The sequence below is a fragment of the Mesorhizobium sp. M0701 genome, from assembly GCF_040320365.1.
Lineage (GTDB): Bacteria > Pseudomonadota > Alphaproteobacteria > Rhizobiales > Rhizobiaceae > Mesorhizobium.
In genome coordinates this window covers 220923-236560 of the sequence record NZ_JAMYPO010000003.1, presented here as the reverse complement: position 1 = coordinate 236560, position 15638 = coordinate 220923, and the positions used below count along the sequence as shown (strand labels likewise).

The following is a 15638-nucleotide window of genomic DNA, read 5'->3' as shown; positions in this document are numbered from 1 at the left end:
TTGAGAACGCGCCGGCGGCACGGTTCAATTTGAGTCCGGCGGCCTGGGAGCAAAACTCGATCAACTGGCTGCCGCCAAATGGCCGAGATGGATGGAAAGCGGACCTACTCGGCATTCGCATTGCGACTGAACACCTCGGCAGGAACTCGCAACTCCTCGGATTGTACGGCGGCAGGATACCCTGGAGCGGAAAATTTGATGCAGACGTCGCGCTTGTCCCTCTTGAGGTCGTAGGCGCCGAACTCTGCAAGGAAGGTGTCGCTGTATCGGATGCCGGATTCAGGATGTCGTGCCACGAGATAGATGTCGTATTGTTGGCGCTGACGAGTTTCAAACGGCCCGAATGCGATGACTTTCGAGTCCTTTTGGCCGGAGGCAGGGCATAGCCGTGCGAGCAGATAGACGTGCTCTCTGCTCGACCTTTCCAAATATTGTGTGATGTCGATGGTAGATGACACCTGCACCTTGAAATACTCTCCGTATGGAAGCTGCTTGCCAAGACTGGTCGGGGGTCTTCCTTCCACCACGCCTTGGTATTTCAACGAGCCGAGTCCCGCGCAACCAGAGAGGGACAGAGCTATGACGGCATAGAGAGCACATACCCTCAACATCATGGAACTTTCACAACCTTCGCGCACGACAGTTCCGGCTGACGTTTGCCGGAATTACTGGATGTCCGCAATGGGGTCGAACTCGGTCGTTCGGATTGGTTGGGTGCTGACCCCTAGTCCCCCACGCGCTGCAGCGTACCGAGATGATTGTCGTTGAGAAAATCAACGGTCATGGCCGACGCCTTGCCGTCGGGGCCGAGGGCAAAGCTGACGGCCGAGGGCCTGTCCGGCATCTCGGCATCGGGGAAGGTCACGAAGAGGTCGCGGTCGAAATGCTTCAGCGAATAGGACCGCGCGCCGGCGGGCCCGACCTTGAGGACAAGAGTGTCTCCTTCGCCCGACACAATAGCTTCGCCGAAGAAGTCGTTGAAGTAACGGCCTTCATAGGCACTGGCCGGCTCGGCCGGACTTGCTGGAGAGGGTGACGCGGCATAGGTAGCCTTGGCCGCCGCAATCACCGGGCCGAACATGCTCGCATAGATATTATTCCATGCCTTTACCTTATCCTTCCCCAGCGTTCCGTCGAAAACGAGATCGGCGAAGCTGTCGGACAGCCCCTCCGGCACGCCTGTCGGAAAGGCGTTGGCGACGACGACGATGCCAAGCTTCTCCTCGGGGAAGAGCATCACCAGGCTGCGTGCGCCGGCGCTGAAGGCGCCCGCGTGACCCCAGATCAGCCCGTGCCGGCCGAATTCGATATTCCAGCCGAGGCCGTAGAAGGCCTCGCCTCCGGAGACGGGATTCTTGCCGCGAGCCGTCAAGGGAATATGTGTCTGGTCCAGCGCATCGGCGGCAATGAGTCTCTTGCCGGCATAGACCCCGTTGCCGAGCACAAGGCGCATCCATTGCGAGAGGTCGCGTGCGGTGGAACTGACGCCGCCTGCTGGCGCCTGCGCATCCGGATAGCGCTGGACTTTCGCGGTCCAGGCGCCATCGATTTTGGCGTGAAGCTCGGCGCGGTTGGCGTGCTTGATGAAGTCCGAATGACGGGAGCTGGTCGAGGCCATTCCAAGCGGACGATAGAGCTTCTCTTCGGCGACCTTTTCCCATGATTTACCCGTCGGCTTCGCGGCCGCGACGGCACCCTCGGTCAGTCCGAAATTGCTGTAGGAATAACCCGCACGAAAGCTCGATGACGGCGACACGAACCGCAGCCGGCGCAGGATCTCCGCGCGGTCATAGCCGATGTCCTCGAGGTCGTCGCCGGCGGTGCCGGGAAGCCCGCCGCGGTGCGCAAACAGGTCGCGGACCGTGAGTTCGCTGGTCGGATAGGGCTGAGCGAGCCGGAAAGCCGGATCGAGGTCGGCGATCTTGGAATCCCACGAAGCGATCCCGTCGCTGACCAGCGCCGCCACGACGGTGGCGGAGACCGGCTTGGAGAGCGAGGCAATCTGGAAGACCGTGTCAGCATCGACGATCTCCGGTTTTCCGGCTTCGCGATGCCCGAACCCCTTGAGGAAGATCACCTCGTCGCCGTGCACGACGCCGATGGCCAGACCGGGCACGCTACCATCCGCGACGACGCCTTCGGCCAGCAATTCGAGCTTCGCAATGGCCGCGGCGATCCTGTCGGGTGGGATGGTATCGGCCGACGCCGCTTTCGGCGAAAGCGTAATGAGGGCGATGAAGGCCAACATCCTCCACCGGAGGTGATTCCGGTTTGTGAACAGCCGCATGCTCAGCCCCTCCGCTTCACCGGCGTGCACTATTGCAGGCCGACGCAGCGAAGGCCAGCCTCACGCTCGACCCGCGATCCTTTGACGGATATCCGCTTCACACCAGTCGAAATTCAGACAGCCGCGCCTGAGCTACGAAGCAGCGCGCAGGCGAAGGCGCCGCCTGCTGGCGCGGGCCTTCTCCGCCACCGCGGCGGTGATCTCGACCACGCCGTCTTCACGCGGTCTGGCGTTGGTGGCCTTGTGGAGCCGCTCATAGGGCAACAGTTCCTTGACCCGGGCTTGAAGCGACGCGACTTCGGCTCGCAGATCCTCGCATTCCTGCCGCTGGACGTCGAACTGTATCTGTTCGGATGCCTGCTGCAGGGAAAGCTGCGAAAAATTCGCGCTGACCGCGGAAAGGTTCATCTTGTCGTGTTCGCTCTCCTTCGTGAGAGCGGACAATTTTTGCTCGACAATTTGCTTTTCGGCCACCGCGTCGCTCGCTTGAGCCTTGAGCCTGGCGATCTCGGTGACGGCTTCGCTGTTGTGGTTGGAGGCGGCTTCCAGCCGCGATCGAAGGTCCTCGATTTCAGAACGCAAGCCGGTCATCTCCGCGACACTGCGTGCAAGCTCGGCTTCCCTGTCACCGTCCCTGAGGCGGGCCGCTTCCGTTATTTCCGACAGCTTCGTCTGCGCCATATCGAGCGATTTCTGCAGCCGCATTTCCTCTTTCTCGCTCTTGCCAAGCGCGGCCAGCAGTTCGGAAACCTGCGCGGCGTCATTGGCATGGACGGTCGAGAGTTCGTCCAGCCTGTGCCGCGCCTCGGCCTCCCGTTTCAGCGCCTTGTCGAGATCGATCGACAGACTGACATGCTTCTCCCGCAGCATCTCGTTCTCGCGCGAGCGTCTGTTGGCCTCGACCGCTCTGGCCGAGAGCGTTTTGACAAGCTCGCCGAACTCGGCCTCGCGTTTTGCGCTCGCATTGCCTGCCACGACGAGTTCCAGCCTTGCCGCAGCCAGCGCGCCGCGAAGTGCTTCCTTGTCCTCGACCAGGCTCGCCTCGTGCTGCTGCAGGGCCTCGATAGCGCTGTCGCGCTCGCGCTGCTTTCTGGTTGCATCGTGGAGCTGTTCGGACAGCACTCTTTGCTGCGCGGTCAGGCCGGTATTTGCCAGCTCCAATTCGTTGGCGCGAAGAATGTCGCCGTGGAGCAGTTTTAGAAATTCGCCCGTCAGATGATGCGAGGTCGCGATCTCCGACAGTTTCGCATTGATCTCCCCCAGATACTCCTGCGCGTCGTGAAAGAGCCCATCGACCGCACTTAAGGCAGCCAGCCGGGTTTGCGTATGGGGGGACAGCCGTCGTGCGGTCTCGAAGGCGTCCGCATTGGCCTCGAGCTGCGAGTTGTCATCCGTTGCCGGGAGATTCTCATCCGATACAGTTTCATCCGGCACAGTGACGTCGTTCAGCGGCGACTGATCGTCCACATTGAGACATTCGCTAAACGCATCCGCCAAATCGGTTTCGAGCTCCTTGAACGCTCTCTCCACAGTCTCGGCACGCTTGATCAAACCTTTGAAATTCATGATCGAATATCCCTCTCGTGCAGCGCCGTTAAGGAGCGGATTTTCAACACTTGACCCTCGCCTCCCCCGAATGCGGGCTCATCTCCTGACGTGCGCTCTGGCCGACGCACGCTAGGGACAGGCTTGGCCACTGTCCTCGTGTGTTTGAATGACGCAAAGCCGTGTTCTGCCGCGCTCCATACCCGAGGCGTTGGCACCGCTCGAAAAATGCCCACTCATTTTCACCCGAAACGGATATGAAGCGGCGCAAGCATGAGGATCGCCTGGTGGCTGTTGTAAGGATCGGCCGAGCGCCTCGGTGCTCTGCAGCAGCTACAAGTCACACTTGGACGAGGCGCGTTACGGCAGGAAGGCCTGACCTAATAAATGATTGTGTTGAATACGTTTCGCTGATTAGCTGCTGTGCATTGACCAGGGACAAGACCGATAAATGTTGTCCCGGGAGGACCGCGATGCCGGTGCTTGAGGTTTGCCACGTCTCCAAGAATTTCGGGGCTATCCAGGCCCTGACTGACGTCAGCTTCCAGGTGGAGCGAGGCGAAGTCGTTGGTCTGATGGGGGACAACGGCGCCGGCAAGTCGACGATAGTCAAGACTGTGGCCGGGAATTTTCCTCCGAGCGACGGCGAAATTGTAGTCGAGGGCGAGGTGTGCCACTTCCACCAGCCCGTGCAGGCCCGCGCCAAGGGGATCGAAGTTGTTTATCAGGACCTGGCGCTCGCCGATAATCTGACGGCCGCGCAGAACGTCTTTCTGGGGCGCGAGATCAAGAAAGGCTTCTGGCCGATCAGGATTCTTGACAAGCAGGCGATGATCGATCGCTCGGCAGCGCTGTTCAAGGAACTCAAATCGGAAACCCGGCCGCGCGACCTCGTCAGGAAGATGTCGGGTGGGCAGCGCCAGGCGGTCGCCATCGCGCGGACCCGGCTTTCAAATGCCAAGCTGGTGCTGATGGACGAACCAACGGCCGCCATCTCCGTGCGCCAGGTGGCGGAAGTACTCGAACTGATCCGACGCCTCAAAGCACAAGGAGTCGGCGTCATGCTGATCAGTCACCGAATGCCTGACGTGTTCGCCGTGGCAGATCGCATTATCGTCCTCAGGCGGGGCTCGAAAGTTGCCGACAAGCCAGCCGACAAAACATCGCCCGAGGAAATCACTGGACTGATAACGGGGGCCATCCGTGGCGAATAGTGTTCAGGAGTCAGTTGGCGTTCAGGGCTCAGTCGAAGAACATGGCCGGCCGGTAATGTCGGATTTCGTCCCGACCAAGGAAAAAACAGTTCTCCAACGTGTGATTTCAAGTCAGCCCTTCTGGGTGATGATCGCGCTCATCGCGCTCGTCATGTTGATGACTGCGATGGAGCCGAGCTTCGGCACGTCTGAAAACGTCGCCAATGTGACGCGCAATTTCGCACCTTTCGGCATCATGGCACTTGGCATGACGATCGTCATCATCACCGGCGGTATCGATCTGTCGGTCGGCTCCGTCATGGGTCTCGTGGTCATCGTCGCCGGCCTGTTCCTCACCTGGCATTATCCCTGGTACGTCGCCTTCGCCATGGGCCTTTTCTCCGGTCTGGCCTGTGGCGCGGTCAACGGATTCTTTGTCGCCTATGTCGGGATGCCGTCCTTTGTGGTCACCCTCGGTATGCTGTCCGTCGCGCGCTCGCTGGCGGTCGTATTCTCGGCCAACCAGATGCTCTACCAGTTCGGGCCCGATGCTCCGATCGTGAAGGCAATCGGTCAGTGGAAATGGCCGCGGCATGGTCCGAACGACTGGGCACCGCATTGGATACCAGAACTGTCGTCACAATTCTGGACCATGGTGATCTTGGCCCTGATTCTCGGCTTCGTATTCAACTTCACAGCCTGGGCCCGGCATCTCTTCGCCATCGGCGGCAATGAGGAGGCGGCACGGCTCACCGGCGTTCCGGTCAACTGGATTAAATTCCAGGCCTATGTCTTCTCGGCTTTCACCGCCGCGCTCGCCTCGCTCCTGCTCCTCGGCTATAACGGCTCGGCCATCAATGCCATGGGCCAGGGCTACGAGCTGCGCGTTATCGCCGCGACAGTCATTGGCGGCGCCAGCCTCATGGGCGGCGCCGGCACGGCCTTCGGTGCGATCATCGGTTCGGCCTTCCTCGAGGTGATCAGGAATGCGCTGCTGATGGCCGGCATCGATTCAAATTGGCAAGGTGCCTTCGTCGGCGCCTTCATCGTTCTTGCGGTTCTTTTGGGCATGCAAACCGGCGGCAAATCGATTCTCGCCGCGTCGCTGGCAGTCTTGATGCCCAAAAAACGCCGCTAGAAACCCGCCGGCGGGAGGCTTGCGGGACATCACACCAAGGAGGAGAACGTCACATGAAAAAACATCTGCTCACGGCCGCCGTCGCGCTTGGCGCAATGGTGCTCGCCGTTTCCGGCGCCCAGGCGAAATACACCTTCGCCCTGGTGCCGAAGAACATGAACAATCCTTTCTTCGACCAGGCACGCGACGGCTGCAAGAAAGCCGAGGCCGAATCCAATGGCGCCGTGGAGTGCATGTATATCGGCCCCGGCGAGCATGGTGGTGGCGACGAGCAGGTGCAGATCGTGCAGGACCTCGTGGCCAAGAAGGTGGACGGCATCGCCGTGTCGCCATCGAACGCCGCGGCGATGGCGGTTGCGCTGCAGGCCGCCAAGGAAGCCGGCATCCCGGTCCTCACCTGGGATTCCGACCTCCTGCCCGAGAACAAAGATCTTCGCGTCGCCTATATCGGCACGCACAATTATGAGATCGGCGAGAACCTCGCCAAGCTTGTCATGCAGATCAAGCCCAAAGGCGGCACGATCTGCATCCAGTCCGGCGGCGCCGCGGCGGCCAACCACAACGAGCGCATGCAGGGCATTCGCGATACACTTTCGGGCACCAAATCGGCGGCCTCGCCCGGGGATCGGCTGACGGGCCAGAACGGCTGGACTGAAATCGAAGGCTGTCCGCTCTACACCAACGATGATTTCCCGCTTTCGGTGCAACAGTTCGAGGATATCATGGCGAAAAACCCGAACCTCGACGCATTCGTCCCGACCGGTGGCTTCCCGCAGTTCATTCCCGATGCCAACCGCGCCGCGGTCGCACCGTACAAGGACAAGATCGCCTCGAAAGCCCTGGCCCTTGTCGTTGCTGACACGCTTCCGGTACAGATCGACCAGATGAAGGAAGGTTTCTCCCTTGGCCAGGTCGGCCAGCGGCCGTTCGAGATGGGCTACAAGACGATGATGGCGCTGAAGGAAATGAAGGAGGGCAAGGCTCCGCCGGCCGACCCGACCTACACAGGCCTCGATGTCTGCACTCCGGAGACAGCCGACACTTGCGTCGCCAAATAGTGCTTTTGGGCGGGAGGAAACTCCCGCCCTTTTCATAGGGGATCTCAATGCCGGAATTGTTCTCGCTCAAGGGCCGTGTCGCATTGGTCACGGGTGCCTCGCGTGGTCTTGGTTTTGCCATGGCCAAGGCACTTGCGGAAAACGGCGCGACGGTGATCGTCAATGCGCGCGACATGGCCGCCCTTTCCGCGGCCGCCGAAAGGATCGGTGCAGAAGCCCTGCCGTTCGATGTCACCGACGCGGCGATCTCAAGGGCGTCGCTCGAAGGAATCGTCGAACGCCACGGCCGCCTCGATATTCTGGTCAACAACGCCGGCATCCAGCATCGGAAACCGCTGGTCGAATGGCAGGACGAGGATTTCAACCATGTGGTTGCCGTCAATCTGTCGGCTTGCTTCCGCATGATGCGCGACGCGGTGCGCCTGATGCTGCCAAGCAAGTTCGGGCGCATAATAAACACCGGATCGGTCGCAGCGATCCTTGGCCGTCCCACCATTCACGCCTATGTGGCGGCAAAGGCGGGGCTGCACGGGCTGACACGCTCCACTGCCGCTGAGCTGGGCCGTCACGGCATCACCGTCAACGCGATCGCCCCCGGCTATTTCGCCACCGAGCTCAACACCGCACTTATGCGCGACGAGGCCTTCACCAAATGGGTCGAGGCACGAACCCCCGCGGGCCGCTGGGCCCAGCCTGAGGAGCTCGGCGGAGCCGTGGTGTTTCTCGCCTCCGACGCTGCCGCTTACGTCAACGGGCACGTGCTCGCGGTTGACGGCGGGCTATCGGTTTCCCTGTGATTTCAACCGGTGACACCGTGCCGGCAGGGCGTGCCTGCTAGCCGCCTGAAATGACGACTTGCTGCATCCGCTGCTGGCCCGGTCCCCTGCACGGACGCCGACGCCAGACGATTGGATGACGCGCCGTATTGCAGCCGCCGACTTTCGATTCGCAACGGGTTATTTCGACGTCCGGCGGCATCGATGCTTGATGCCGCCAATATTTCATTCCACACACCGGTCACGATGAGAGACGACATACGGGATCAGCGCCGGGTATTCGGGTGGGCCTTGCCTGCCTCCGCGGTCGTGCATTTGCTCGCCGCCGCGCTTCTTTTGTCCGCACTGCCGCTGTCGCCCCCGCAGCCGCAGAAGGAGCAGGCCATCGCAGTGGATATCGTGCCGCCGCCTAAACCGCCGGAAAAAACCAAACCTCCTTCCCCCGCTGAACCGCCCAAGCCGGAAAAGCAGCCGGAAGCCAAGGTCGAGACGCCGACGAGCCGTGAGGTCACCGCGCAGAGACCTGTCTTCCAATTCGGTGAGAAGGACGCCGGTCCTCGCAAGTCTCTGGACGGCAACAGTGCGGAGGATGGTTCGGAACAATCGCTAGCGCCGCAAGTTCCCAGTAACCAGGATCTTGCACAGCCACCTGCCGTGACAGCGGTCGAGGGGAAAGACCAGGCTCCGTCGCCTGGCGCATCCGCGCCGCCTAAGCCCAAGCCAGCGAACGTCAAGGAGCAAAAACCCTTGAAGCTTCAGCAAGCCAAGACGTTGTTCTCGGAAGCAGCAACCGGTGATCCGATAGCGACAAGCGCAATGGGCAATATACCCCGCCCCGTGCGGATCGGTCAGCTCTGCCTCACGGAATTGCGCGAACAGTTGCGCCGCGCCTCGCCCCCCTATTTTCCCGACCTCTTGCGTTCATTCAGGCTGAAGGAAGGCACTATCATGCAAGTTCCCAGGACCGCCTTCCGTGCCAACGGGCAGTGGTACGATTTGAGCTATCGTTGCGAGGTCGATCCGGACGCGACGAAAGTCATTTCCTTCGCCTTCCGTGTCGGAGATCCGGTGCCGCGCAGCGAATGGAAGCGCCGCGGGCTACCCGCCGAATAGGTGGTCGAGGCCACGGAGGCTGGCTGGCCGGCGCCATCAAATCCGGCCGGCGATGTCTTCGCGCGCTCCGGGCTGCCGAACCAACACGCGCGAAAAGTGGCTTTCGTCAGCGGCCGCCGAAGTCTAGCATACGGCTTTGGGAGGAGGCTTCGATGACTTCAAGTTTCAACGTTCATCATGCTGCCGGCTATGAGCAGCTCATGGGCCGCTGGAGCCAAAGACTCGCGCCGCTGTTCATCGACTTCGTGGGGCTTGCCGACGGCGAAAACATCCTCGACGTCGGTTGCGGTACCGGCAGCCTGACCTTCGCGCTCGTCAAGGCCGCTGACCTCGGCGAGGTCGCGGCGATCGACTTTTCGGCCGTTTTCGTCGAGGAGGCAATCCGGCGCAACACCGATCCGCGGATAAAAATCCGTCAGGCGGATGCCTGCGCCCTGCCCTTTGAGGATGGCGCGTTCGACCGTGCCCTGGCCCTGCTCGTGCTCCATTTCGTGCCCGAAGCCGGCAAGGCAGTCGCCGAGATGCGCCGCGTCGTGCGGCCGGGCGGCGTCGTCGCGGCGACGGTATGGGACCATCTCGGCGGCATGCCGGGGATGCGCATGATGATCGACACGGTGGCGGTGCTCAGTGAAGGCGGACGCCAGCTGCGTGCCCGCTATTGCACGCAGCCGATGATGCAGCCGGGTGAAATGAAACGGACCTTTGTCGAACAGGGTCTCCGCGACGTTACGGAAACCGAGTTGATGATCCGCATGAACTACCAAAATTTCGATGATTACTGGGCGCCGATTGCCGCCGGCGAAGGGCCGCTCGGCAAATATGTGGCCGCGCTCGACCCGGAAGAGCGGGCGCGCACCGACGCCGCCATGCGCGACGCTTACGAGGCCGGCCGGCCCGACGGCCCGAGGTCCTTTGCCAATGTCGCCTGGGCCTGCCGCGGCGTCGTTGCCTGACGTTGGCGCTAATGCATGCCGCGCAAAAAGCGCATCGCATGAGGCCGATCGAACGCGACGCGCTTTAGCCGATCCCGTAGACCAGCCCGACGCGGCCGTCCGAAAGCTGTTCGACCTTGCGCAGTTCGAGCCCACGACGATTTTTCGCCGTCCCAAACAGCGCCTTTCCGTCACCGGCGAGCAGCGGATAGACGATCAGCCTGAGTTCATCGACCAGCCCGGCATCGATAAGGCTCGCGGTAATTCGGGCGCCGCCCATAAGGTAGATGTCCTTGCCGGGCTGCTGTTTCAGCGCAGCGATATCCTCGAAATTCCGCACGAAGCGCGTCTTTGGCCAGGCCGCCGAAGTCATTGTGTTCGACAGCACATAATGCGGCGTCTGCGCGGCGAAGCTGGCCCATTCGAGCTCGGCCGGCTTCGGTAACTTGCCGGTCATCGGCAGCGGCTTGTCGGGCTCGTTCTGGATGGCGCTCCAGTAGCGCTCGTAGCCGGCATACATGACGCTGCCAAGCAGGCAAGCGTCGATTTGCGGCGTCAGGCCGTATTCGTCCGACCACGCGTCGACCCAATCGGCATAACCCTCGGGCCCCTCCATCTTGCCGTCGACGGAAATTTTCATTCCAGCGATCAATTTGCGCATGACTTCCTCCATCAGGCTTGCCGGATGCAAGCACGTTTCATCGTTTCAGCGTTGCTTCGTGTTGCTGGCGGCGACCTCAGGGATGGCCGCCGCGAGTTACATCAGGCCGGCAGGCGGCGGTCGTATTCTTCCCGCAGGCGGCTCCAGCCGTCCCAGAACGAGGTCGGCGTCTTGCCCGCCAGGCGGGCGGCCAGCAGGTCGAGGTGTATGTGCCAGCCGGCCGTGATGTTGAGCTGGATTGCACGTTCCGGCAGGCGGCGATGAACGACGGTGAGCAGCACATCGTTACCCTTCGCCTCCAGCAAGAAGGAGACGCCGGTGTTTCCCCATGTGATGGAAAGCTTGCGCGGCGGATCGAGTTCGGTGATCCGGCCCTCCATCCGATGCTCTTCGGGAAAGCCCGCGGGGCGCTGGCCAGGCGGGTCCGTCAGCTCGTCGTTACGCCAGACCAATTCGAACGAGCTGCCGGCCTTCATTTCCATCTGGCCCGCGGCCATCCATTGCCGGCGCAAGTCACTCTCGGTGAGATAGGCCCAGACGCGCTCGATGGGGCCGGGCAAGAGGCGCTGGATGGTGAACGTGGCGGGCTCGCTCAGCTCGCCATAGGCGTCGATGGTTCTCATCTGGCTCATTGCTCGTCTCCTTCTTTCGGGTTGGGCGATTTCCTGGACTTATCCTGGGCTTTGCGTGCGTCCTCTTCGCGAAGAAGGCGTTCGAGAACATCGAGACGACCGGTCCAGAAGCGCTCGTAGAAGCTGAGCCACTGATGGGCGCTGGCCAGCGGTCCAGGGGCTAGTCGGCACAGATGCGTGCGGCCCCTCACCTCTCGACGAATAAGCCCTGCGTTCTCCAGCGCCTTGATGTGCTTGGAGGCCGCCGCGAGCGACATCGCGAAGGGTTCCGCCAGCTGGCTTACCGTTTTCTCGCCATCGGCGAGATCGCGAAGCATGTGCCGCCGGGTGGCGTCGCCAAGGGCGTGAAAAACCGCGTCCATCTGGGGTGTCTCTAATTCAACCATGTAGTTGAATATAGACGCATGCATTGAGATAGTCAACCGTTTGGTTGAATAATTTATGTGAAGCGCCGCGGGGCCGTTTGCGCCGTCGAACGTGTCGACGTGACGGGAGATACGGACGCGCCCCGCGACAGTAAGGGCGAGGCCCTTATTTGCCGTCGAAGAAACTGTGGATCGCGGCTTCCAGCTTTTCGATAAGCTGAGGGTTGTGGCAGCTGCCAGCCCAGATCAGGGCGTTTAGCCTCATCTCTTTGTTGATAAAGCTCACTTTCCCAGAATCCAGCAGGTATTCCGCGATCTCGTAGTGCCGCCCCTTGATAGCCTCGATGAGCGCGTTGTTTCTCCCTGTCTTGTCGGTCAGATTTACTTCCGCGCCATTCTCCACGAGCAACTTGACGACTTCGAGATGCCCGTTCTTCGCCGCCTCGATAAGAGCCGTTCTGCCGTAGTAGTCAGCTCGCGCGTTGATCTCTATTTGGGGGTGTCTCACGAGGACTGCGATACACGCGTAATGTCCCTTGGCCGACGCAAGGCTCAAGGGCGTGCTCTTCCACTTGTTTCTGGCATTCACGTCGATTTCCGGGTCTTCGATCAGCGCCTCCACCACAGCTGTGCGGCCATTGAGGGCTGAAAGGTGAAGTGCAGACCAGCCGCCGTCGTCCGACTGATTGATGTCGGCGCCAGCCGCCAATTCCGATCGAACCGCCTCCGCATCGCCTTGTTCTGCCGCGACCAGCAGGGGCGACCAGTCTCTTGCCCCTTCGGCTTCCAAGCTGTTGGTCAACGCAGTCGCCTCCTCGGATAGTCCACAGAATACCACAGAATCCGCGATAGTGGGGTCGTCCTGTATAGAGTTCCCTGGAGTCCGTGGGTCACAGAGAGCTGTCGGCCCGAAGCGGAGGATCAGCGCTTCACGTCCGTCTCCTCACATTCTCCTGATATCGACTGGCTTTGGCGGCCATTCAGACTAGATAGAGCCTGCGCCGGGCGGAACGATGCAGAAGGACCTGAACATGCCTGAACAGATTACCCTGAATAGACCTGAACAAATCAGATTGAACGACGGCTCCGCCATTCCGCAAATCGGCCTCGGCGTGTGGCAGGTCGATCCAGCCATCACCGCCAAGGTGGTGCGCTGGGGAATCGAGGCCGGCTACAGGCTGATCGACACCGCCGAAGGCTATCAGAACGAGGAAGGTGTCGGGCAGGCGATCCGCTCGGCCGGCGTGCCGAGAAGCGAGTTGTTCATCACCTCGAAACTGCGCAACGGCGCGCATCAGCGCGACGCCGCCTTGCGCGCCTTCGACGAGACGATGAGCAAGCTCGGCATCGAACAGATCGACCTGTTCCTGATCCACTGGCCGGTGCCCAGCCAGGACAGATATGTCGAGGCCTGGAAGACGCTGATCGAACTCAGGCAATCAGGCCGGATCAAGTCGATCGGCGTTTCGAACTTCAACCAGGACCACCTCGAACGGATCATCGGCGAGACCGGCGTCACGCCGACCGTCAACCAGATCGAGCTCCACCCCCGCTTCCAGCAGCGTGACAAACGTGAATTCCACGACAGGCACAACATCCGCATCGAGAGCTGGAGCCCACTGGGCAGCGGCCGGCTGTTGAGCGATCCGACGCTTGAAAGCATCGCCAGGAAACACGGCAAGTCGGTGGCGCAGACGATCGTCAGGTGGCACCTTCAGGAAGGGCTGATCGTCATTCCAAAGTCGATCCACCAGGACCGCATCGCCGCCAATTTCGATGTCTTCGATTTCGAGTTGGAAGCGAAGGACCTCGAGCTTATCCGGGGCATGGATTCGCCCGACGGCCGCACCGGCCCGAACCCCGCTACAGCCGCATTCCTGTTCTGAGGGCCGACAGTGAAGCTGCCAATCTCCCCCCTTGTGGGGGAGATGTCCGGCAGGACAGAGGGGGGCGCTGTCCCGGCAGCGATCAAAACGACCCTTCCCGCTAGCTCATATCCCCGAGCCATCCACCAGCGGCACATCTTCGCCCTCCCAGGGGCTCGGCATCGATCCCTTGCTGAGATTGGCCGACGGCAGCGGCATCCAGCACTTCAGTTCGGGTTCGGCATATTCGACGATGCGTCCTGGAGACGAGTCGGAGGCGCGCCAGCCTTCGCTGCCGAACTGATCGGCGCGGGCCCAGTAAGCCATGTCGACCTCGGCCGGACCCTGTTCGGACGGCCGAACCGTGACAAGGATTCTGCTGCCGTCCCTTGGCGCGCTCGACATGTGGCGCCACTGACCGGGCTCGTCCATTGCATTTCCTCCTGCGATCTTCGCCTCGAACGGATAGTCGCTTCGCGTTCGGAAGCGGTCAACCCGAACTTTTTTGCCTGAGACAAAACCCCTGTCCGGTCGTCGCGGAACAAGTCATGGCACGCCGGGTTTGGGCAAGTTGTTGAAGGAAGCAAAATGAGACCAGCGCCGCGACCGATCCTTACCATTATTGCATGGCAGGCCGCGTCTTTCGTTCGCAACCCGGTCCGGTCGCAATGAGGCAGGCCGGTTCCGATCATTCCATCCCACCGAAGGAGGGCAAGGGCGGCATAGGACGAGCGCTCGGCCTCGGCCTGATAACAGGGGCGGCCGACGACGATTGTTCCGCTATAGGCACCTATGCCAGTGCCGGCGCCCGTTTCGGACCCGACCTGCTCTGGACGGCTCCGGTGACGTTGCCGATGATGTACGCGGTCGTCTACCTGTCGTCGAAGCTCGGCCAGGTGTCGGGGCGCGGATTGTTCCACGTCATCAAGGACTTCTACCCGCGGTGGCTGCTCTGGTCGGTGCTGTTGGGTGTGCTCGTCGGCAACACCATCGAGGCAGCGGCCGATCTTGGTGGAATGGCGGCGGCGATCAACATATTCGTGCCGCTTCCCATTCCGCTGATCGTGCTGTTCGTCGCCGCCCTCATCTTCGCCCTCCAGGTCTTCGGCTCCTATACTTTGATCCGCAACATCTTTCGCTGGCTGGCGTTGGCGCTGCTCGCCTATGTCGGTGCCGCCATTCTGGCCAAACCGGACGCCGCGGCGGTGCTGCGCGGAACGCTGCTTCCAAGGATCGAATTCAACCGCGAGTTCCTGTCGATCCTGGTCGCCATCATCGGCACCACGCTGTCCGCCTATCTCTACACGTGGCAGTCCAATGAGGAGGTCGAGGAGGAGATTGCCCAGGGGCGAACGACGCTCAGGCAAAGGAAGGGCGCCACCGCCGGCGAACTCCGCCGCTCGCGCCGGGACATCCTCATAGGCATGACGTTTTCAAATCTCATCATGTATTTCATCATCCTGTCGACGGGTGCTACGCTCTACAAGGCGGGCCACCACGATATCGACACGGCAGCGCAAGCGGCGGAGGCGCTGCGCCCGCTAGCCGGCCAGGCCGCAAGCGTCCTGTTCGCCGCTGGCGTGATCGGCGTCGGTTTCCTCGCGGTTCCTGTCATGACCGCCGGCGCTGCCTATGACGTGGCGCAAGCCATCGGCTGGAAAAACAGCCTGCACGCCCGGGCTCGAGAGGCACCCAAATTTTATCTCGCCATCGGATTTTTTACGGCGATCGCCGCCGGCCTCAACTTCCTCGGCTTCAATCCGATGAAGGCGCTGGTCTGGTCCGGCATCGTTCAGGGCTTCTCGACGCCGCCCTTGTTGCTGCTCATCATGCTGATGACGAACAGCCGCAGGATCATGGGGGAGCAGGTGAACAGCCGCAGCACCAACATACTCGGTTGGGCAACGACCGCCGCCATCTTCTCGGCGACGATCGGCCTGGTGGCCACCTGGTTCATGTAAATCCGGCAGGACAAGGGACGCCGCTAGTTGGATTACCCGTTCCCGCTTGCGGATTGCCCCAGCTTTGCCGGCCTTGGAAACTCCACAACATCTCCCACCGGCCGCTTGTATT

At 61.5% G+C, this 15638-nt stretch carries 16 protein-coding genes; 8 read left to right on the top strand and 8 right to left on the bottom strand.

Features of this window, described 5'->3' with window-relative positions; all coding sequences use genetic code 11:
- Positions 1 to 104: 104 nt before the first annotated feature.
- The 3 genes from NKI24_RS05010 to NKI24_RS05000 all read right to left on the bottom strand — a co-directional run bounded on the left by NKI24_RS05010 (position 105) and on the right by NKI24_RS05000 (position 3853).
- Positions 105 to 542 (bottom strand): hypothetical protein, encoded by a 438-nt coding sequence (locus tag NKI24_RS05010; RefSeq protein WP_352451441.1) that lies wholly within the window; start codon positions 540 to 542, stop codon positions 105 to 107.
- A 182-nt stretch (positions 543 to 724) separates the two neighbouring features.
- Positions 725 to 2287, bottom strand: coding sequence for a serine hydrolase (locus tag NKI24_RS05005; RefSeq protein WP_352743716.1), 1563 nt, complete (start codon positions 2285 to 2287; stop codon positions 725 to 727).
- Positions 2288 to 2419: 132 nt separating this feature from the next.
- Complete coding sequence (locus tag NKI24_RS05000) at positions 2420 to 3853, bottom strand: coiled-coil domain-containing protein (RefSeq protein ID WP_352743714.1); 1434 nt, start codon at positions 3851 to 3853, stop codon at positions 2420 to 2422.
- Positions 3854 to 4305: 452 nt separating this feature from the next.
- Here NKI24_RS05000 and NKI24_RS04995 point away from each other — a divergent pair, with 452 nt between their 5' ends.
- From NKI24_RS04995 to NKI24_RS04970, 6 genes are all read left to right on the top strand, one after another.
- Entirely contained in the window at positions 4306 to 5046 is a 741-nt protein-coding gene (locus NKI24_RS04995; protein ID WP_352451444.1) for an ATP-binding cassette domain-containing protein, read from the top strand.
- A 55-nt stretch (positions 5047 to 5101) separates the two neighbouring features.
- The gene (locus tag NKI24_RS04990) at positions 5102 to 6163 is read left to right on the top strand and encodes an ABC transporter permease (protein WP_352451445.1); all 1062 of its coding nucleotides are present in this window, start codon (positions 5102 to 5104) and stop codon (positions 6161 to 6163) included.
- 53 nt (positions 6164 to 6216) lie between these two features.
- Complete coding sequence (locus tag NKI24_RS04985) at positions 6217 to 7221, top strand: sugar-binding protein (RefSeq protein WP_023677316.1); 1005 nt, start codon at positions 6217 to 6219, stop codon at positions 7219 to 7221.
- Positions 7222 to 7268: 47 nt separating this feature from the next.
- A complete protein-coding gene (locus NKI24_RS04980) occupies positions 7269 to 8018 on the top strand; it encodes a glucose 1-dehydrogenase (protein ID WP_352743711.1) in 750 nt (249 codons plus the stop codon).
- Between the two features lie 183 nt (positions 8019 to 8201).
- Complete coding sequence (locus NKI24_RS04975; RefSeq protein WP_352451447.1) at positions 8202 to 9110, top strand: DUF930 domain-containing protein; 909 nt, start codon at positions 8202 to 8204, stop codon at positions 9108 to 9110.
- 152 nt (positions 9111 to 9262) lie between these two features.
- Entirely contained in the window at positions 9263 to 10063 is an 801-nt protein-coding gene (locus tag NKI24_RS04970) for a class I SAM-dependent methyltransferase (RefSeq protein ID WP_352451448.1), read from the top strand.
- 64 nt (positions 10064 to 10127) lie between these two features.
- Here the strand turns inward: NKI24_RS04970 and NKI24_RS04965 are convergent, their stop codons facing one another.
- The 4 genes from NKI24_RS04965 to NKI24_RS04950 form a co-directional block, all read right to left on the bottom strand.
- Entirely contained in the window at positions 10128 to 10703 is a 576-nt protein-coding gene (locus NKI24_RS04965) for a dihydrofolate reductase family protein (protein WP_352451449.1), read from the bottom strand.
- 101 nt (positions 10704 to 10804) lie between these two features.
- Entirely contained in the window at positions 10805 to 11335 is a 531-nt protein-coding gene (locus NKI24_RS04960; RefSeq protein WP_352743709.1) for an SRPBCC family protein, read from the bottom strand.
- Entirely contained in the window at positions 11332 to 11721 is a 390-nt protein-coding gene (locus NKI24_RS04955; RefSeq protein WP_352451502.1) for an ArsR/SmtB family transcription factor, read from the bottom strand. The genes NKI24_RS04960 and NKI24_RS04955 overlap by 4 nt, the downstream gene beginning before the upstream one ends.
- A 145-nt stretch (positions 11722 to 11866) precedes the next feature.
- Entirely contained in the window at positions 11867 to 12502 is a 636-nt protein-coding gene (locus NKI24_RS04950; protein ID WP_352451451.1) for an ankyrin repeat domain-containing protein, read from the bottom strand.
- Between the two features lie 229 nt (positions 12503 to 12731).
- On the opposite strand from NKI24_RS04950, the gene NKI24_RS04945 reads away from it, so the two are divergent.
- Positions 12732 to 13586: an aldo/keto reductase gene (locus tag NKI24_RS04945; protein ID WP_352451452.1), complete on the top strand. Its 855-nt coding sequence runs from the start codon at positions 12732 to 12734 to the stop codon at positions 13584 to 13586.
- Positions 13587 to 13691: 105 nt separating this feature from the next.
- Here NKI24_RS04945 and NKI24_RS04940 read toward each other — a convergent pair whose 3' ends face one another.
- Positions 13692 to 13997: a hypothetical protein gene (locus NKI24_RS04940; protein ID WP_023677305.1), complete on the bottom strand. Its 306-nt coding sequence runs from the start codon at positions 13995 to 13997 to the stop codon at positions 13692 to 13694.
- Between the two features lie 236 nt (positions 13998 to 14233).
- Here NKI24_RS04940 and NKI24_RS04935 point away from each other — a divergent pair, with 236 nt between their 5' ends.
- The gene (locus NKI24_RS04935) at positions 14234 to 15526 is read left to right on the top strand and encodes an Nramp family divalent metal transporter (RefSeq protein WP_352451453.1); all 1293 of its coding nucleotides are present in this window, start codon (positions 14234 to 14236) and stop codon (positions 15524 to 15526) included.
- Positions 15527 to 15638 lie beyond the last annotated feature (112 nt).